Genomic DNA, 19,740 nt, shown 5'->3' with positions numbered 1-19,740 from the left:
TATATGACCCGTATTTTCAATCGTGGTGTTTCGCGTCGAGTACTTGCTCTCGGAGCGGCCGCCAGCTTCACCGTTGCTTCCTTTGCACCCGCTGCGCAGGCGGGTGAGCTTTCGTCCAAGGTGCCGCAGGTACAGGGATCTAGCAGTGGATCCAGTATCGGCCCCTCTCCAGTGCAGCACCCAGGCGCGCCGGTTCCTCAGCCCTTTGGTGTGGACTATCTGGCAGGCTTTGAATCCGATATTTCGTCCTACCAATTTGGCAACTATTGGCAGGTTGTCCGCGAGTTTGACCAGATTAAGCACCAGCCTGAGGTCCTTGAAGAAAACATGGATAAGGTAGTGGCCATTAACAATGCGGCTGCCGATGACCCTGAGCTGATCGCCCGTGCGCAATCCGATGCCAAGGCAAGCTCCGGTGGGATGCTCGAGGCCATTTCTGACTCCATGGGGGAGAGCCTAGGCGGCGCATTCCGCGAGGCCTTGGCAGAGCATCGACTGCCAAAGACTCAGTACCTGCTGGGCAATGGCTACGCCGCCCGTGCTGGTGGACTGGCTAGCTCCACCTTCGCAGAAAAGTACTACTTCCGCTATGACCGCCCATTCGTGCAGGCACCCGATGCTATTAACCGCTACGAAGACGAGTCGAAGGATCTCTATTCCACTTCGCCGGCTTTCCCTTCTGGGCACACTAACCAGGCAACGTGGATCACCACTTTGATGGCTTCTATGCTTCCGGAGGTAGGCCCGCAACTAATGCTGCGCGGCGCCGAAGCAGGAAACCACCGCGTCGTACTGGGTGTGCACTACCCATTGGACGTCATTGGTGGACGCATGACCGGTCAAGCTGCGGCGGCGGATCGCTTGAACGATGACCGCATGCGCGATGCATTGCAGCAGGCTGCGCAGGAAATTCGTGAAGAGATTCAGTGGCGTACGGGCAAATCTGTAGAAGAACTCGTCGCACAAGATAGGGCCGATGGTAAGGAATACCGATCCACTACAGATGCTGTAGACGAATACACGGATTTCTTGGATTATGATTTCACTCCAAGCAATCCGACGGATGCGTCGATGGTTGTGCCGCAGGCCGCCCCGGTACTCCTCGCCGCTTCCCACCCGGACCTGACTCCGGAACAGCGCGCCGAGGTGCTACGCCAGACCGCACGCCCTGCCGGCAATCCATTGGATTGGCAAGGCAAGGACGGCTCCTGGCAGCGGCTTAACGTTGCCCGTGCCATGGCGGCGCAAGTCAACGTCAATGCAGATGGCAGCGTGAGCGTCCAAGGCTAGCTTGGTCGCCCGCCCCGAAACCGCCTAGGCCCTCACTGCGAGGACTAGGCGGTTTCGATTATGGCGGCAAGGCCCTGGCCGCCGCCGATGCACATCGTAACCAGCGCGCGCTTGCCGCCGGTGTGGCGCAGGTGGTGCGCGGCGGTAACCACGATGCGGGCACCGGTCGCTCCCACTGGGTGGCCCAGCGAGATGCCGGAGCCATTGGGGTTCAAGCGAGGATCTTCGGGGGAAATACCCCACTGATCTAGTACCGCGAGGGCTTGGGCGGCAAAGGCCTCATTGAGCTCGATGAGATCGAGGTCATCGAAGGTGAGATCGAGGCGGTCCATGACCTTGCGGGTTGCCTCAACCGGTGCGATGCCCATGCGCTCTGGCTCCACGCCGGCAAGCGCCCAACCCTTCAAGACCACCATCGGCTCGAGACCAAGCTCGTCGGCCTTGTCACGGGTGGTAACGAGGACGGCGGCGGCGCCGTCGTTTTGACCGGAGGCGTTACCCGCGGTCACCGTGGCCTCGTCGTCCTGCTTGCCCATCACCGGGCGGAGCTTGGATAGCTTTTCCACGCTGGAATCAGCGCGCACGTGTTCATCCTTGTCCACGATGATGGGATCACCCTTGCGCTGGGGGACGGAGACGGGGACGATTTCGGTATCGAAAAGCGCCTGCTCCTGCGCGCGGGCAGCGTTGTGGTGGGAACGCACCGCAAGCTCATCCTGATCCTTGCGCGACAGGGAACGCTCGCGGCGGAGGTTTTCGGCGGTTTCGATCATGCCGCTGGGGATGGGGTGGTTTTTACCACCGGCGGTTTCGCGGGCCTCCTGGAGGCGATCGCGAAAGACCATGTTTCCGCCCTTCGCACCCCAGCGAATATCGCCGTCCACGGTGTACTCGGTGCGCGACATGGATTCGGCACCGCCGGCGATGACCACCTCGGCCGCGCCGGTGGCGACGTGGGCGGCGGCGGTGACGATGGCTTGCAGGCCGGAGCCGCAGCGGCGGTCGAGCTGCATGCCGGTCACGGAGACGGGGAGGCCGGCATCGAGGGCGGCGACTCGGCCCAAGGCAGGCGCAGCGCCGTTCGGGGAGGCTTGGCCGAGGATGATGTCATCGATGATGTTCGGGTCGATGCCGGATTCTTCCACGATGGTGGATACCACCAGGCTGGCCAGATCCTGGACGGGGACGGATTTGAGCGCGCCGCCGTAGCGGCCGACTGGGGTGCGCTTGGGGTAGCACAGGACAACGTCTTGAGTATGCATGGATTCTCCTTAGGAAATTTCGGTGGTAGTGAGATCGTGGGAAATGGCCGCGCAGGTAGTGAGGAGCTCGGGGAGGAGCTGCGCGGTGAGATCTTGGGTGGAATACACGGAGGTCTGGGTGGAAATATTGATGGCCGCCACAGCGCGCCCGGTGCGATCCCGGATGGGAACGGCGATGGAGCGCAGGCCTATTTCTAGCTCTTGGTCCACGATGACCCAGCCGCGCCGTCGGACCTCGCCGAGGCGGGCCCGCAGTGCATCCTGGGATACCAGGGTATGCGGGGTGACCTGCTCGAGCGGAGCGGTGGTGGCGAAGTACTCATCCAGCTCCGCCGGCGTTAAATCGGCGAGCAGCACCTGGCCCATGGACGTGGCGTGCGCCGGGAAGCGCGTACCGATGGTGATATTGGTGGACATAATGCGGTGAGCGGCGGCGCGGGCGATATAGACCACGGTGTCGCGGTCGAGCACGCTCACGGAGCAGGACTCATCGAGTTTGGTGGATAACTCCCTCAAATGGGGCTGGGAAATATCCGGCAGTCCCAAGCTCGATAGATAGGAGTAGCCCAGTTCCAAAACGCGCGGGGTGAGCCAAAAATCCGAGCCATCGGTGCGGGCGTATCCTTCCGCGACAAGCGTGTGTAAAAAGCGACGTGCGGTGGCGCGCGCTAGGCCTGTGACCTCGGCAACCTGGGCCAGTGTTTGCCGCGGGCGTTCGCCATTAAACGAGTGAATGACATTGAGTCCGCGGGCTAATGATTGCACTACGGGGGTATCTGCCACGGTGTGTCCTCCAAGCTATTTTTAGGGTTAAGTGTCCCAGATCTCTTCAGTGTACCCGATCGTGTTCGCATTCTGAACCCTTGTGCTGTCTGTGAACCGCACGTAGTCTAAGGCCCATGTTGAATAAAGTCATAGCCTCAGTAGAGGAGGCCGTCGCGGATATCCCGGACGGTTCCTCCATCGCGGTGGGCGGATTCGGCCTTGTGGGTATTCCAGCGCAACTCATTGCCGCGCTGCGTTCCCAAGGCGCGAGCGAGCTCACCATCATTTCCAATAACCTCGGTACGGATGATTTCGGCCTTGGCCTACTACTCAAGGATCACCGCATCGCCCGCTCCATTGGTTCCTACCTGGGAACCAATAAGGAATACGCGCGCCAGTACCTCGAGGGCGAGCTTACCGTCGAATTTACCCCGCAGGGCACCCTGGCAGAGCGCATGCGCGCCGGTGGCGCGGGCATTCCGGCCTTCTACACCAAGGCTGGCGTGGGCACGCCGCTTGCCGATGGCGATATCCCCACCCGCTACAACCCCGACGGCACCATCGCGGAGACCTCCGCACCGAAGGAAACCCGCGAGTTCAACGGCGAGCTCTACGTCATGGAAGAAGCCCTTACCCCGGACTTCGCCTTCGTCCATGCCGCCCGCGCGGACCGCTTTGGCAACCTTGCCTTTAATAAGACCGCGCAGAACTTCAACCCCGATGCGGCCAAGTCCGCCGATGTCACCATCGTGCAAGCGGAGCAGCTGGTTGAAGCGGTTCCGCCCGCAGAGGTGGATGTGCCCGGAATCTACGTGGACCGCGTAGTGGAAGTGGGCAAACAAGAAACCGGAATCGAATTCAGGACGGTGAGCAAGTAATGACCTGGTCACGCGAAGAAATGGCGGCACGCGCCGCACAAGAACTGGACAATGGTGACTACGTCAACCTGGGCATCGGCATGCCGACGCTCATCCCGGGCTACCTGCCAGAGGGCCGCGAGGTGGTCCTGCATTCTGAAAACGGAATCCTGGGCGTTGGTGCCTACCCTGAAGAGGACAAGGTTGATCCGGAGCTCATCAATGCCGGTAAAGAAACCATTACCGAAGCCCCAGGTGCATCCTTCTTCTCCTCGTCCGAGTCCTTTGCCATGATCCGCTCCCGCGCCATTGACGTCGCGGTGCTCGGTGCCATGGAGGTATCCCAGTTCGGCGACCTGGCCAACTGGATGATTCCCGGCAAGATGGTCAAGGGCATGGGCGGTGCGATGGATTTGGTGCACGGCGCCAAGCGCATCGTGGTGATGATGCAGCACGTATCCAAGCACGGCGATTCCAAGATTCTGGCAGAGTGCCAGCTGCCGCTGACCGGCGCTCGCTGTGTGGATCTGATTATCACCGACCGCGCTGTATTCACCGTGGACGAGCTGGAGGGCCTGACGCTTATCGAGGTCGCCGAGGGTGAAACCGAGGAGTCCATCCGTGAGGTCACGGACGCACCCTTTAAGGTAGCGCTCGATTAATTAGTTGTGGACGTGAAAATCGCCGCTTCCCGGGAGAGACTGGGAAGCGGCGATTTAGTGTTTCGCGGGTGGATTAGACATCGCGCAGGTCCACGCCCTTGGTTTCAGGCAGAATGTACATGCTGATAAGCGTCAGGATGCACAGTGCGACGACGTAGAAGCCAGAAGCCCAGGTAAGGCCGTGGGCTACGAACCACTGGTAGATATACGGTGCGGTACCGCCGAAGACGGCAACGGACAGCGAATAGGCCAGGCCGATGCTGCGGGTGCGCTGGGCGGTGGGGAAGACCTCGGACATGATGGAGGACAACAGCGCGCCGCCGGCGGCAACGATGACCACACCGACGGTGGAGGCCACCAGCAGGGTCCATGGGCGATCATCGATGAAGTTCATCAGTGGGATCTGCAGGATGGCTAGGCCGATGGCGCAGATGTAGATCACTGGCTTGCGGCCGATTTTATCGGACAGGCTGCCCCACAGCGGTAGGGCAATGAGACCGGCGGTCTGTGCGGCCACGGTGACCCAATAAGCACCCTGAATGGACATCCCCTCGTGGCTAATGGCGTAGGTGGAAACATAGGAGGTCCACGTGTAGTGCGAGGCCGTAACGCCGGAGACCATACCCACGACGAGCAAGATATTCTGCCACGCCGGGCGGACAACAGAGGCAGGCTTTTCCGAGTTCACGGACTTCTTGGTGCGCTTCGGAGCCTCAACGGTGGGCTCGGCGCTATCGATTTCCTGGAAGTGATCCGATTCCTTCATGTGGCGGCACAGGTACAACGCAACCAACGCTGCGGCGGCACCCAGGAGGAACGGAATGCGCCAGCCCCAAGCGCCAATCTGCTCGTCCGTCAGGACCAGTGAAATGCCGCCACCCAAGACGTAGGCGATGACCGAGCCGCCGAAGATGGAGACATAGACCATGGAACCCCAGCGGCCGCGGTGGGCGTTCGGGGCGATCTCAGGGATGTAGCTATTGGCAGCTGCGGATTCACCACCGTGTGCAAACCCCTGTAGCACGCGGATGAAGAGCAGGCCGACGGAGGCCCAGATACCAATGGATTCGTAGGTGGGCAGCAAGCCGATGAGGACCGAGGCGCTAGCCATCATGATGATGGTGGTCATCAAGACGGTCTTGCGGCCGCGCTGGTCGGCGATGTGGCCAAAGACGATGCCGCCCAGCGGGCGGACCAAGAAGCCGACGGCGAAGACACCGAAGGTGGCAAGCAGTGCGGAGGCGTTATCGCCCTTGTCGAACATCGCCGCGGCGATGAACGGGGCGAAGACCGCATAGGAGCTCCACTCGTACCATTCCAGGACCTGGCCGGTCAGGCTGGCTGCGAGGGATTTGCGGTCTGTTTTTGTCGCGCCCGATGACTTAGTGGGCGTGGGGCTCGGCGGGGCGGTAGAAGTCATTGTTCCTCCTAGGTATGGGTCCGAAATGTTGAGAAGGATATTACGCACATCACACTTCGCTTAGACCGCGATGTAGGCCACGAAAGCGGCAGCGCTACAGGGGCTGATTTGGTTACCGACTAGAAAGTGCATGTCGTCCACCACTTTTCAGGGGGAATGCCCATAAAAACTCGCTGTTCGCTAAGTGAACGGTAGTGCGCACTGTGACCCCGTATAGGGGTATTTGTATAAATTCTTTGCCGTGACGAGCTTGGAATTCGTAGGAAAAGGTCATTTTTGGCCGGAATTCCGGCGCTGAAAATTTAGGTGTGGTGTAGCGTGTGAGCCACGACACGGAAGGTTCTCGAAGAGTCTTGAACCACCAAAGTGAACCATCACTGTGAACCAACCGAGTCTTTCCGGAGCCACACCCTAAGGAGGGATTTATGACTGCTCTTAGTCCCGAGGAACTAAGCACAGAAGGCCTCGCCGAAATCATGGCCGCGGGCGGACGCCCGGCCGATAGCGAGCGCAAGATCAACATCATCGATACCACCCTGCGTGATGCGCACCAGAGCATCTGGGCCACCCGCATGACCACGAGTCACATCCTGTCGCTGTTGGATGACATCACCAACGCCGGTTTCGAGCACGTGGACTTGGTAGCGCCCATCCAGTTCGACGTGTCCGTGCGCTACCTCAAGGAAGACCCGTGGGAGCGCGTTCGCCTCGTACACGAGAACGCCGCGCCGGGCACCAAGTTCCGCGCCCTGATTCGTTCCAAGAACCTGGCCTCCTTTGACTTCCTGCCGGATGACGCCATCTTGAACTGGACCGAGCGTCTCTACGCCAATGGCTTCCGTGTGATCGGTTCCTTCGATGGCTTGAATGACATCGACAACATCGACCAGGGCCTCAAGCTGGCTAAGGAACTCGGTGCCGAAACCTTCGGCGCATTGTCCTACTGCTTGAGCCCCGTACACACCGATGACCTGTACAAGCGAAAGGCCACGGAGCTGCTCGAGCGCACCGATGTGGACCGCATCATGCTAAAAGACGCCGGCGGCCTGCTTACTCCGGATCGTTTGAAGACCCTCATCCCGGCGATCCGCAGCTCCATCGGTGACGTCCCGCTCGAGGTACACACCCACTCGCTGACCGGACTGTCCCCGCTGACCTACCTCTACGCTGCAGAATTGGGCGTGGACTCCATCCACACCTCCATCGCCCCGCTGGCCAATGGCCCGGGACAGCCGGCCACCCAGGCCGTAGTGCGCGATCTTCGCGCACTGGGCTACACGGTGGACGTTGACGATGAGCGCATCGATTCCGCCAGCGAGCGCATTCAGGAAATCGCCGATACGGAAGATAAGCCAGTTGGCGTTCCGCGCGCATTCGATGGCCTGCACTACATGCACCAGCTGCCCGGCGGCATGCTCACCAACTTCGAATCCCAGCTGGAAACCGCTGGGTTGGGTGACCGCTTCGAAGAGCTGCTGTACGAGGTCGCACGCGTGCGCGAAGAGCTCGCATACCCCATTATGATTACGCCGTTCGCCCAGTTCGTAGGAACCCAGGCCGTCATGAATGTGACGACGGGTGACCGATACTCCGTGGTCCCGAACGAGATTAAAAAGTACGCCTTGGGCTACTATGGCGAGCCGCTCGCCCCGCTGGACCCAGACGTGCTGGAGAAGATTATGGCCAACGGTTCCTCCGAAATTACGGAGGAAATCCCAGAGCTCAAGCCGGTTCTGCCGGACCTGAAGAAGGCCCACCCGGACGAGGACATCGACACCCTGTTGCTGCGCGTGATGTTCGCCGGCAGCCAGGTCGATGAAATGAAGCGCTTCGTGGCCGAAGGCCGCGGCGGCGAGGGCGAAGGCGTCAAGGGCGGCGTCCTTACCTCCCTGGTACAGCAAATCTACGACTCTTCCGATACCACCGACTTCCACCTCAAGACTTCCGATTTGGAAATCAACCTCACCAAAGGAGAAAAGTAACCATGACTGATTCCACCAACTTGCACGACCTGAAGTCCCTGCTGAAGTGGGCCAACCTGTCTGATGACATCCAAGAGCTGCAGATCAAGTACGGCGACGTCGAGCTCGCGATGTCCCGCACCCCAGGCGGCCTGAACCGCCCGGCACCGGCTCCGGAAGCCGCTCCGGCCGCAGCTCCAGCTGCCGCACCAGCACAGGACGCAGCCCCAGAGGCCGCCCCAGCCCCAGCCGCTGAGCCAGAGTCCAAGCCTGCTCCGGCGCAGGAGGAAGCTCCGAAGGAAGAGGCAAAGGCCTCCGGTTCCGGTGAGCCGTCCGCAGAAGGCGAGACCGTGAAGGCTCCCATGGTCGGTACCTTCTACGCCGCTCCGAAGCCTGGCGCAGATCCGTTCGTCAAGGTGGGCGACGAGGTTGAGGTTGGCCAGGTGCTGTGCATCGTCGAGGTTATGAAGCTGATGAACAACATCGAGTCCAAGGTTGCTGGCACCGTGAAGGAAATCCTTGTAGATAACGAGGACGCCGTGGAGCACGGCCAGCCCATCATGGTCATCCAGCCGAAGTAATCGACCTGGAGGAAAATATGTCAGATCTACTAGGTAGCGTGCTCATCGCTAACCGCGGTGAGATTGCGCTTCGCATCATTCGCGCCTGCAAGGAATTGGGCATCAAGTCCATCCTTACTTATTCCGAAGGCGATAAGGACTCCTTGCCGGTAAAACTCGCTGATCAAGCAGTGTGCATCGGCCCGGCGAATGTTTCCAAGAGCTACAACAGTCCCGAGCTGGTCATCTCCGCAGCCATGGCGTACAAGGCAGATGCCATTCACCCGGGCTACGGCTTCTTGTCCGAAAAGCCGGACTTTGTCCGCATGGTGGAAGAAGAAGAGATCGGCTTTGTTGGCCCTTCGGCTGAGCACATTGGCTTGATGGGTGACAAGATCGCGGCTAAGCGCATCGCCAAGTCCGCCGGTGTTCCCACCGTTCCGGGCTCCGACGGCGTGGTCACCGAGTTCGACGAAGCGCTTGAGGTTGCCCATAACACCGGCTTCCCGCTGCTGATTAAGGCGGCCGCCGGTGGTGGTGGACGCGGTATGCGCGTCGTGGAATCCGAGGACACGCTGGAAAAGGACCTCAACGAGATCATGAATGAGGCTGAGTCCGCGTTCAATGACCCGTCGGTCTACATCGAGCGTTTCTTGACGGATATCCGCCACATTGAGATCCAGGTGCTGGCCGATGGCGAAAACGCCGTCGCCCTGGGCGAGCGCGACTGCACCTCGCAGCGCCGCAACCAGAAGCTCATTGAGGAAGGCCCTTCGCCGGTGTTGACCGATGAGCTGCGCCAGGAGATGCAGGAAGCCGCGATTAACCTGTGTAAAGAGGTGAAGTACAAGAACGCCGGAACCATCGAGTTCGTCTTCGATAACACCGAAGATAAGTTCTACTTCATCGAGATGAACACCCGCATCCAGGTGGAGCACCCGGTTACGGAGATGATCACCGGTGTGGACCTCATCAAGGAGCAGCTGCGCATTGCCTCCGGGCAGAAGCTATCCATCACCCAGGATGATGTGGAGATTCGTGGCCACGCCATCGAGTGCCGCATCAACGCCGAGGATCCGAACCAGAACTTCGCGCCGCGGCCGGGCAAGATCGAGCACTACCGCGTGCCAGGTGGCTTCGGTGTGCGCATGGATACCCACATCGAAACGGGCTACACCATCCCGCCGTTCTATGACTCCATGGTGGGCAAGCTCATCGTATGGGCAGAAGACCGTGATGAGGCCATTACCCGCATGCTGCGCGCCATCGACGAGCTGCAGGTAGAAGGCGTTGTTACCACGGCGCCATTCCAGGCCATGCTGTTGGACAGTGAAAAGTTCCGCAGTGGCGAGTTCAACACTGGTTACGTTGCCAAGTTGCTGGAAGGCACCGACTCGATCCCTACGGATGACTAAACTCGGCTCCTTCTAGCGAGAGAGTGCAGGTTCCGCTTTTGCCGGCCTGCACTTTTTTGCATTTTAAGCCTCTAAAATTACATCTCTATTTAACGCCTGGTTCCAGGCTTTGCTTAGACCTAAACCTGTGGGGGAAGGAAAAACAATGTTGGTTATTGCCGCCATGCTGGTCGGCGCCATCGTGCCGGCGCAAACGGCCATTAATACACGACTGCGCGAGTCCGTGGGCTCGCCCATCGCCGCCGGGTTCTTCTCCTTCATTATCGGCTTTGCCGTCTCCGCCATCCTTGCGCTGATAGTCACCGGTGACGCGATACCGGACCTGGCGCTGGCGGCCGCGCAACCGTGGTGGGTGTGGCTCGGCGGCTTTATGGGCGTGGCCTTCATCGTGGGAAATATCCTGCTCTTCCCGCGCATCGGCAGCGTAGAAACCGTCATCCTTCCCATCCTGGGACAGGTGACGATGGGCCTTATTTATGATCTGACCGGCCTTTTCGAATCCCCCTTGGTTCCCGTCGGCCCGCTGCGCATCCTCGGCGCCCTCATCGTGGTGGGCGGCATCGCCTTGGTGCTAGAAATCGGCCGGGGCGCTGCCACCACGCGCGCGCAAGCCACCGGGCTTTCGCTGTGGCTGTGGCGGGTCTTCGGCGTGCTCATCGGCATGGGCTCTGCCACCCAAACCGCCGTCAACGGCTACCTGGGAGGCGCGTTGCACAGCCCCATGCCCGCCAGCGTCATTTCCCTGGGCGTCGGCGTGATCCTGTTGGCCCTGCTCACCCTGGGCTGGAAGGCACCCCGCCGTGCCCTTTTGAGCGGTATCGCCCCTGGGCCCTGGTGGATGTGGCTCGGCGGTGTGCTCGGCGCGCTTTTTGTGGTTGGTGGAGCGACGCTTTCGCCCATGATCGGCACTGGCACGACGGTCATCGGCTCGCTGGTGGGCTCAATCATTTGCGGCCAGGTCATTGAATCGCTGGGCTGGGGCAATGCCAAGCGCGGCCTGCCGCCGGTCCACCGCATCATCGGCCTGGTCTTGGTCATCATCGGCGTGATTATGGTGCGCGCCCTTTAGGGCTGTGCCGCGCTTGCCGATACCCCCTTTATTCCCCTTCGCTCCCACTCCCGGCTGGGACCGGAGCGAAGGGTTATTGCCGCCAGCGCTCTAAGGTGAGCTTGGGGCTTAGTGCTCGGGAGACGCATGGCGCGAAGGCGCCCTCGGCATACATTTGCGCGTCATAGACGGAATCCCGGTGGTCTGGCTCGCCGTCAACCACGCGCATCAGGCAGGTGCTGCACGTTCCTTCCAGGCAGCGCGATTTTACGGGCAGATCGAGATCCTCGAGGACCTCTAGGACCGTCTTATTCTCTGGGATTTCTACCGTCTCTCCGCAAAATTCTACTTCGAACGGACCGTCGCCGGCCCCGGCGTTTTTCTCACCGGATAGCGCTTGTAGATCGGGGTGGAAGTTCTCCCAGTGAAAGGCGTGCTCGGGCAGGTAGTCGAGTGCGATTTCTTTGGCGGAATCCATAAATCCTTGCGGACCGCAGACATAAAAGGCCGTCTCCTTTGGCGCCTGGCCCAGCAGGTGCCGGTAGATATCTGCTTGCTTCTCGCGCGGGCGGCCAAAGACCTCGATGAGTTTATCGCCGCAGGTTTCGCGCAATTGCTCGAGCAGCACCGCGTGGTGGCTATCGCGCGCGAAAAAGAGCACTATATACGGTTTGTTCTCGCGCTCGAGGGATTGGGCCATAGAGAGCATAGGGGTAATGCCCACTCCGGCGCCGACCAAGACGTAGTAGCCGGCGTCTGCCACGAGCTCGAAGTTATTAAATGCCTGCGAGATCTTAAAACTATCCCCGTGGCGCAGTTTGAGCATCGCAATCGAGCCACCCGTGGAGTTTTCCTCGCGCTTTACCGCGACGCCATACGTTGGCCGTTCCTGTTGGCCGGCAGGAGGGGAGGAGATGCCGGTCAGCTCAAAAACCGAGTACTGGCGGGTAAGCATCTCACCGTTGGCTCCCGGGAGGGTGATATCGACGTGGCAGCCGGGGGAGTAATCCGCGAGCGGAGCATCACCGTCCAGTGAAAACGCGATGACCGAAAGGTCATCGGCTACGGCGGTGACGTTGTGCACCGTGGCGGTGGTGGAGGGGACATCGGCAAGCTGGGGCGCGGGTTGAGAAGGAGAAGTAGGCATAGGGGTGAATAGACCTCACTTTCGTGACTGTAGTTCAGTGCCAATTCACTGCATGTAATGCACATCATGGTACAGCCTGGAGCGAGATACAGGTTACAAATGCGTTCGCATAGCGGACAGATGTACGGCTGGTACACCTATATGGGGTGAGCAGGCAGAAGGTTTGCAAAATCTGCCAAGATGGCCATTTTTGCTATTTGCGCAGGAGGGGATAGGTGCTGTGAAGGCGGGCGTAGTAGCGGCGTTGGCGGCCAGAAATTTCCCAGAAAATTGGATTCAAAATTCATTGCGGTCGCGAGCAAAGTCTCTATAGGCTTACGGGCACAGCTAAATGGTGAACTACGCCACATAAACAGGAAACGTGTGTGGTGTGGCACCAAGATTGGAAAGGTTGTTTACTCCCCATGACTGCTCCTACTGATACTCGGACTGAACCTAAGGTTCTGCCCATGTCCGATAATCCCTATGAGGATTTCCGCTACTTCTACCGCGATGGCATGGACCTGCGCCCGGCGCCGAAGCGCCGCGTGGACAAACCCGGCTGGTCCACCCTGCGCCACAATATTTTTGACCACTGGCACACCGTTCATGACGAGTGGGAAGGCTACGACACCCAGCAGACTCGTTTGCTCGATGATCACATGTGGCAAACTGATGAACTGGGTGCCGCGTTAGCAGAATCTTTCCGCCGCGATGGTGCCAAGGAATCGCGCACAAAGTTCGAGCAGGCGCTGAATGGAGGAATCGAGACCGTCGAGGACCCATCGCCGGAATTGGTGGCTTTCTTCGAGCAGGTCGATAACATCCCAGACTGGATCGACCTTGAAGCCGCCGAGCGCGGGCGCGTTGCCTACTACAACGCCACCCCGAGCGCGGACCTTCTCACCTTCAACTTTGGCTATTGGGCCACCACCATGGAAGACCGCACCTCTGCGGCCACCGGTGAGACGGGCATGTTTGAGTTCAAGGCCATGCAGCGCGCGCTGGAGACCTCCAAGTTCTTCGTGGACTTGGGCAAACAGGACGTATTCGACCGCTTTGGCGAAGGCCGCAAGGCCGCAGTCCACGTCCGCCTGCTGCACGCCCAGGCTAACCGCGGGCTGGAAAAGCTTTGGGGCAAGGAGCACTACAACGAATTCGGCCGGCCGATTGGCTCTAGCTTTTTGGTCTCCGGTGAAGGCTGGTTCGCGCTCATGCCGCTGGCCATCGACGAGCTTTTCGGGCGCCCGCACTCCGGCCAGGACTGGGACGATGTCGCCCAATACTGGGCATATGTGCTGTACATGATGGGCGGCGAAGAACGCATCATCCCCAAGACCGGCGATGAAATGCGCAAGATGACCGATTTCATTTACGCAAACGGCGGGCGCTCTTCCACGTACCACCAGCGGGTGGCCACGGCACTGATGTCCATCGTGGAGCAGATGAACCCGGACCTTCCGCTGGAAATGTTGGGTTCGCTGGCAACGCTAGTGGGAGAAGAAGACACCAAGTTCATGGTGGAAGGAACCCGCTGGGCCGATATGGACTTTTCTCAGGCAGCCAAAGACTTTGAGGCCAAGGCGCGCGCAGAGGCAAAGGAAGCCCGCGAAGCCGATGAAAAGCCGGGCGCGGAGGAATACAAGAAGCACAACGCCGCGCAAGGGCGCCCGCTGTGGATCAATGCCTTGGAGGAAGTGCAAGAGCACATCAACAACCATGAGCCAGACGTCAAGGCCGAGTGGACCCTGCACGATGACTCCAAGGAAGCCCGCCGGAACTAGCCGCTGCGCCCCACAGCTAGTTATCAAGGCCTAATAATAAGGAAGGGAATGAAATACAATGACTGCTCCCACAGATACGTCTGAGGCTGCCAACACGTCGCAGGTGGAACCAAAGGTTCTGCCTATGTCCGATAATCCCTATGAGGATTTCCGCTACTTCTACCGCGATGGCATGGACCTGCGCCCGGCGCCGAAGCGTCGCACCGCGGCCCCAGGCTGGTCCGAGCTGCGACACAATATCTTCGATTCCTGGCACACCGTAGAAGATGAATGGTCTGGCTACGATAGCCTGCAAACCAAGCTTCTTGATGACCACATGTGGCAGACCGATGAGACCGGTGAAAAGCTGGCGCAGGCCTTCCGCCGTGATGGCGCCAAGGAATCGCGCGCCAAGTTTGAGCAGGCGCTTAACCACGGCATCGAGACGGTAGAAGACCCCGCGTCGGAGCTGGTGGACTTCTTCAAAGAGGTAGACCGCATTCCGGAGTGGCTGGATCTTGAGGCCGCAGAGCGCGGCCGTGTGGCCTATTACAACGTCACGCGCACCTCAGAGGTTCTGGCCATCGCCTTCGCATACTGGGCCACCACGATGGAGGACCGCACATCGGCGGCCACGGGCGAGACCGGCATGTTCGAGTTCAAGGCCATGCAGCGCTCCATTGAAACGGCGCAATTCTTCACTGACTTGGGCAAAAAGGACGTCTTTGACCGCTTCGGCGAAGGTCGCAAGGCCGCCGTGCGCGTGCGCTTGCTGCATTCCCAGGCCAATCGTGGCCTAGAAAAGATGTGGGGCAAGGAGCACTACAACGAATTCGGACGGCCGATTGGCTCCAGCTTCCTGGTCTCCGGTGAGGGCTGGTTCGGGATGATGCCGTTGGCCATCGACGAGCGCTTTGGCCGCCCGCACTCCGGCCAGGATTGGGACGATGTGGCCCAGTACTGGGGATACATCCTTTATATGATGGGCGCCGAAGAGCGCCTCATCCCCAAGACTGGCGATGAAATGCGTAAGATGACGGATTATATCTACGCCAATGGCGGGTATTCCTCCACCTATCACGAGCGCGTGGCCACCGCCTTAATGAGCATTCTAGAAACCATCCACCCGCTGGTTCCCAAGATGGCGCTTGGTGCGCTGACCACCATTTGCGGCGTGGAAGATACCAAGTTCATGGTTAAGGGCACGCGCTGGGAAAAGGTGAACTACAAGCCGTGGGCCATCCTGTATCGGGGTGCCGCGCGCGCAGAAGCCAAGGTTGCGCGCCTGCGGGACAAGCTGCCGGGTGCGCAAAAGGCAAAGATTAAGCGCGCCAATAAGAATAAGCCGCCATGGTCCGATGTCACCGCGGTGATCAAGGCACACATCGCGAAAAACGAGCCCGAGACCAAATCCGATTACACGCTGCACGATGACTCTAAAGAAGCTCGCAGCTAACCCATCCCCCATAACATTCTCAGAGGAGAACACCATGACTAACACTATGTCCCTAGGTACCGTCGGCGAGTGGCCTGCTGGCCGCGGCGATAAGGATGAATTCATCGCCACCTTTGGCCAAGAGCGCGCAGACCGCTACCACGAGGCTTTCTGGAAGATGGACCCGGTGGCTGATGCGCTGTTTACCAGCGGCCACACCGTCAAGGAAATCATGCCTAACCTGCGCGATGCCCTCGCGCGCGGCACCGCCAACGAGGACACCTTCCCCGAGGTTGCCGCCCTTATTGAGGACATGACCAAGGCACTTGACGGCATCGACGCCGAAAAGCTGGAGCGCGGCCGCCGCGTCTACCTGTCCATCCCGCCGCTTAGCCACGGCCTGGCGCTGGGCCCGGGCTCGCTGGTCCACACCTATTCCACCCCAGCGATCGCGGACTTGCTGGTCAACACCGGTGAGCTTACCGATGGCGCCGTCAAGCGCCTTGCCTACACCACCAACTGGACCTATTCGCTCTACCTGCCGAATGCGCTGCAACCCGGCGGCGAAGGCTTCATTCACACCGGCATGGTGCGCGCCATCCACGCCCACGTGCGGCGTGTGCACACCCGCAAGGAGCTGGATTACTCCCACTACGGTGCTCCGATCAGCGAGTTCGACATGCTGCGCACCTGGTTTGATTTCACCTACATTCCATACGCTGGCCTGCGCAACATGGGCTGGAAGCTTACCGCAGAAGAAGAAAAAGACGCGTTCTACCTGTGGAAGATTGCCGGGCGCATGCTGGGCATTTCCGCGGACCTTTTCGAAGGCGAAGATGGGGTAGAGGCCTCCCAGGAGACCATGGATGCCATCCACACCGTCGACGGCGAGATCAACGAATCGGCCCGCAAGCTTGTTGATGCCCTCATGGACGGCTTCGTCGTCAACGCCAAGGAGCTCACGGGCATGCCCGATGACACCTTGGCGGACTGGACCGCCGCGCACGTGCGCATCATTCACGGCGATGAGGTCGCCGATGCCTGTGGCGTGGCCGACTCCGTCATGCGCCCCATCCTGCAAATGGAGGCACCGCTGGTGCAGGAGCGCTTTGACCTCCTCCGCCAAGACTCGGAAGCGCTCGAAGCGGAAATCCAGAAGAACGAGGAGGCGGTGCGCCAGATGCTCACCCGCGATGCCACCTATATGAAGCAGGATGAGGGCATCAAGATGAAGGATGGCTCGGTCGTCGCGGCCTCCTAAAACAAATTACCCACTTTCATGGGTGACACGTCACTAGAACTTTAAGTACTCTTGTGGCAGGCGCACACAGACTGTGTTCGTCGCCACATTAGTTCCAAGAATCCAATTAGAAAGGGATCCAATAATGTCCAAGGATTTTGCGGTAACTAACCCCGCTACCAATGAAGTAGTAGAGAAATTCGACACCTTTAGCGATGAGCAGATCCAAGAGGTTCTGGCTAAGTCCAACGAGGCTTTCCAGACCTGGCGCGAGACCCCAATTGAGGAGCGCGCCAAGATTGTGTCCCGCGCCGCGGAACTGCTCAAGGAGCGCAAGGGCGAGCTATCCAAGATTGCCGCACAGGAGATGGGTAAGTCCACCCCAGAAGGCGAGTGGGAAATTAACTTCTCCGGCGACATCCTGCAGTTCTATGCAGACAACGCCCCAGAGCACAACAAGGACCAGCCGGTTGACGTGCCAGGCGGCAAGGCCACCCTCCGCCGCCTGCCCATTGGTACCCTGCTGGGCATCATGCCGTGGAACTACCCCTTCTACCAGGTCGCCCGCTTCGCCGGCCCGAACCTGATGAACGGCAACTGCATCATCTTGAAGCACGCCGAAATTACCCCGAAGTCCGCTGCAGCCATCGAGGAGATCTTCCGCGAGGCTGGCCTGCCAGAGGGCGTGTACATCAACGTGTACGCCGACCACAAGCAGATTGAAGAGATCATCGGGGACAAGCGCGTCCAGGGCGTATCCCTGACCGGTTCCGAGCGCGCCGGTGCCGCCGTGGCCGAGATCGCTGGCCGCAACCTGAAGAAGGTTGTGCTGGAGCTTGGCAGCACCGACCCCTACATCATCCTGGATGCAGCCGATATCACCAAGGCTGCCGAGGACGCTTGGGTCAAGCGCATCGAAAACGTTGGCCAGGCTTGCACCTCCAACAAGCGCATCATCGTCATGGAAGACATCTACGACGAGTTCGTCGATGAAATGGTCCGCATTGCTGAGGGCATGAAGCAGGCTGACCCAACCCAGCCGGGCGAGAACCAGTACTACCCAATGTCCTCCCGCGAAGCAGCAGAGAACTTGGACAAGCAGGTCAAGACCGCTGTGGACAACGGCGCTAAGGTTCGCACCGGCGGTAACCTGCACGAGACCGCTGCGTACTACGAGCCGACCGTGCTTACCGATGTCCCCGTCGGTTCCGACTCCTACTACGAAGAGTTCTTCGGCCCAGTAGCAGAGATCTACAAGGTTTCCTCCGAGAAGGAAGCCGTAGAGCTGGCCAACAACTCCAACTACGGCCTGGGCGGTGCCGTCTTCTCCGATGATACCGAGCGCGCCACCAAGGTTGCTGACCAGATCGAAACCGGCATGATTCACGTCAACCTGGGCCAGTACTTCTCCCCAGTACTGCCATTCGGTGGCGTTAAGAACTCCGGCTTCGGCCGCGAGCTCTCCGTCTTCGCACTGGACGAGTTCGTGAACAAGCAGTACCTCTACATCAACGACTAATTACTCGTTGACGCTCGCTCAGCGCTCCCTGAGCCTGCGGCGAGCGCATAGAGTGCAGTAGGGAAGGGGCCTAGCCTTGATTGGCTAGGCCCCTTTTCCTGTCCCCGTTGTGCTTAACCTGTATCTTCCGCAACCCTCTGAACTCGAGCTGTGTGGCGTATACGAAAAATCCCGCTCAGCGCAATGCTGGGCGGGATGTAGTCTGCTCCTCCAACTGGGGTCGAACCAGCCACCTAAACCCCATTTAACCTGCATAAACACCCTTTTTAAGCCCTACGTGACGACAATTTGACGACATCTGAAATCTTTTCATCCACAGCACTGCCCACCGCCTCCAAATCCTCATCAAACAATTCAGCGTAAATATCAAGGGTCATCGCAGCCGAAGAATGCCCGAGTTGCCTTTGCACAACCTTCACATTCGCCCCGGCGGAAATCATCAATCCCGCCGCCACATGCCTAAGCCCGTGCGGGGTGACTCGCGGAAAATCCGGGTACTTATCCATGCACCTATCCAGTGCGTTGTAGTACCACTTGCCATGCGTAGGCGGCTTCATCGGAGTGCCGTCACGACGCGGCCACAGCAACTCATCCGGCCCCTTACTCTCCATCACAGGGACCAGCATCCGCATCACGGACACGGGCACAGACACTTCCCGCACTTCATGGGTTTTAGGCGTACCAATAATCACCTCACTGCCCACGGTGACCGCATTACGCTCCACGTTGATGCGATTCCGTAGCACGTTCACATCTCGTACCCTGAGTGCTGCGGCTTCACCCCAACGCAGGCCCACGGTGCCAAGCAGCCAGACCAACTCCTGATAGCGTGTGCATTCACTCACCAATAGGCTTAGCTGTTCCGCTGTGAGATACACTTTCCGCGCCGCACCCTTACGCGGTAGTTTCACGCCCCGCGCTGGGTTCTCCCGCACCGCCTTATCCATCACCGCCAGGTCAAGAATCTGCGCCAGCACCGCATGGGCCTGCCTAACCAACGACGCCGACCTATCCAGGCTGGACACCCATGCTTGTACCTCCGAGGGTTTAATGCCGGCCACCTGACGCCCGCCCCACTTTGGTTCCACGTGGTTACGCCACACCGCAAGCATGTCATGCCGCGTCTTAGGCTTCAGGTGAGTCAGGTTCGCCTCCCACGGCACAGCAACCTCACCAATAGTCACTTTGCCGGCGTTGGGGTCTATCCAGTTTTGCTCGTTCATGTGGACGGCGTTTTTGTCAGCCCAGGCTTGTGCTTCATTTTTAGTGCGGAATCCACGCTTGGTGCGATTCCGCCCATCGGGGGAGCGGTACTGCACGCGCCAAGCTTTACCCTTGGCGGTCTTGTATTGCTTGATTGATGCCATAAGACAGACCTGTTCTGTTCTTTAATCGGATGGGGTGATACCCGTCCCGG

At 59.6% G+C, this 19,740-nt stretch carries 16 protein-coding genes; 11 read left to right on the top strand and 5 right to left on the bottom strand.

What is annotated here, in order from left to right; all coding sequences use genetic code 11:
• Positions 1–3: 3 nt before the first annotated feature.
• Positions 4–1,290 carry an acid phosphatase gene (locus QP908_RS02580; protein WP_239275171.1) on the top strand — a complete coding sequence of 429 codons (1,287 nt, stop codon included), beginning with the start codon at positions 4–6 and terminating at the stop codon, positions 1,288–1,290.
• A gap of 44 nt (positions 1,291–1,334) precedes the next feature.
• Here QP908_RS02580 and QP908_RS02575 read toward each other — a convergent pair whose 3' ends face one another.
• Positions 1,335–2,552 (bottom strand): acetyl-CoA C-acetyltransferase, encoded by a 1,218-nt coding sequence (locus QP908_RS02575; protein ID WP_284771584.1) that lies wholly within the window; start codon positions 2,550–2,552, stop codon positions 1,335–1,337.
• Between the two features lie 9 nt (positions 2,553–2,561).
• Positions 2,562–3,335, bottom strand: coding sequence for an IclR family transcriptional regulator domain-containing protein (locus QP908_RS02570; RefSeq protein ID WP_023029078.1), 774 nt, complete (start codon positions 3,333–3,335; stop codon positions 2,562–2,564).
• A 116-nt stretch (positions 3,336–3,451) separates the two neighbouring features.
• Between QP908_RS02570 and QP908_RS02565 the strand changes: the two genes are divergently transcribed.
• Positions 3,452–4,195, top strand: coding sequence for a CoA transferase subunit A (locus QP908_RS02565; RefSeq protein ID WP_239268587.1), 744 nt, complete (start codon positions 3,452–3,454; stop codon positions 4,193–4,195).
• Positions 4,195–4,836, top strand: coding sequence for a 3-oxoacid CoA-transferase subunit B (locus QP908_RS02560; protein WP_005278126.1), 642 nt, complete (start codon positions 4,195–4,197; stop codon positions 4,834–4,836). Before QP908_RS02565 ends, QP908_RS02560 begins: the two co-directional genes overlap by 1 nt.
• Before the next feature lie 73 nt (positions 4,837–4,909).
• Here the strand turns inward: QP908_RS02560 and QP908_RS02555 are convergent, their stop codons facing one another.
• Positions 4,910–6,256 (bottom strand): MFS transporter, encoded by a 1,347-nt coding sequence (locus QP908_RS02555; protein ID WP_239275169.1) that lies wholly within the window; start codon positions 6,254–6,256, stop codon positions 4,910–4,912.
• A gap of 425 nt (positions 6,257–6,681) precedes the next feature.
• On the opposite strand from QP908_RS02555, the gene QP908_RS02550 reads away from it, so the two are divergent.
• The 4 genes from QP908_RS02550 to QP908_RS02535 all read left to right on the top strand — a co-directional run bounded on the left by QP908_RS02550 (position 6,682) and on the right by QP908_RS02535 (position 11,261).
• Positions 6,682–8,238, top strand: a complete 1,557-nt coding sequence (locus QP908_RS02550) for a hydroxymethylglutaryl-CoA lyase-like TIM-barrel protein (protein WP_239268583.1) — start codon at positions 6,682–6,684, stop codon at positions 8,236–8,238.
• A gap of 2 nt (positions 8,239–8,240) precedes the next feature.
• A complete protein-coding gene (gene accB, locus QP908_RS02545; protein WP_239275167.1) occupies positions 8,241–8,798 on the top strand; it encodes an acetyl-CoA carboxylase biotin carboxyl carrier protein in 558 nt (185 codons plus the stop codon).
• 17 nt (positions 8,799–8,815) lie between these two features.
• Entirely contained in the window at positions 8,816–10,192 is a 1,377-nt protein-coding gene (gene accC / locus QP908_RS02540) for an acetyl-CoA carboxylase biotin carboxylase subunit (RefSeq protein ID WP_005284133.1), read from the top strand.
• A gap of 145 nt (positions 10,193–10,337) precedes the next feature.
• Positions 10,338–11,261 carry a DMT family transporter gene (locus QP908_RS02535; protein WP_239268579.1) on the top strand — a complete coding sequence of 308 codons (924 nt, stop codon included), beginning with the start codon at positions 10,338–10,340 and terminating at the stop codon, positions 11,259–11,261.
• Positions 11,262–11,334: 73 nt separating this feature from the next.
• On the opposite strand, the gene QP908_RS02530 is transcribed toward QP908_RS02535, so the two are convergent.
• Positions 11,335–12,387: a PDR/VanB family oxidoreductase gene (locus QP908_RS02530; protein WP_239268577.1), complete on the bottom strand. Its 1,053-nt coding sequence runs from the start codon at positions 12,385–12,387 to the stop codon at positions 11,335–11,337.
• Positions 12,388–12,836: 449 nt separating this feature from the next.
• Between QP908_RS02530 and QP908_RS02525 the strand changes: the two genes are divergently transcribed.
• The 4 genes from QP908_RS02525 to QP908_RS02510 all read left to right on the top strand — a co-directional run bounded on the left by QP908_RS02525 (position 12,837) and on the right by QP908_RS02510 (position 18,323).
• Positions 12,837–14,150 (top strand): oxygenase MpaB family protein, encoded by a 1,314-nt coding sequence (locus tag QP908_RS02525; RefSeq protein WP_284771583.1) that lies wholly within the window; start codon positions 12,837–12,839, stop codon positions 14,148–14,150.
• A gap of 58 nt (positions 14,151–14,208) precedes the next feature.
• Entirely contained in the window at positions 14,209–15,585 is a 1,377-nt protein-coding gene (locus QP908_RS02520) for an oxygenase MpaB family protein (protein ID WP_239268573.1), read from the top strand.
• 34 nt (positions 15,586–15,619) lie between these two features.
• Entirely contained in the window at positions 15,620–16,825 is a 1,206-nt protein-coding gene (locus tag QP908_RS02515; RefSeq protein ID WP_239275161.1) for an oxygenase MpaB family protein, read from the top strand.
• 124 nt (positions 16,826–16,949) lie between these two features.
• Positions 16,950–18,323: an NAD-dependent succinate-semialdehyde dehydrogenase gene (locus QP908_RS02510; protein ID WP_239268569.1), complete on the top strand. Its 1,374-nt coding sequence runs from the start codon at positions 16,950–16,952 to the stop codon at positions 18,321–18,323.
• Between the two features lie 266 nt (positions 18,324–18,589).
• Here QP908_RS02510 and QP908_RS02505 read toward each other — a convergent pair whose 3' ends face one another.
• Positions 18,590–19,690, bottom strand: a complete 1,101-nt coding sequence (locus QP908_RS02505) for a site-specific integrase (protein ID WP_239268567.1) — start codon at positions 19,688–19,690, stop codon at positions 18,590–18,592.
• Positions 19,691–19,740 lie beyond the last annotated feature (50 nt).

The sequence above is a fragment of the Corynebacterium sp. MSK204 genome, from assembly GCF_030229885.1.
Taxonomy (GTDB): domain Bacteria; phylum Actinomycetota; class Actinomycetes; order Mycobacteriales; family Mycobacteriaceae; genus Corynebacterium.
This window is presented reverse-complemented; position numbering and strand designations above follow the sequence as displayed.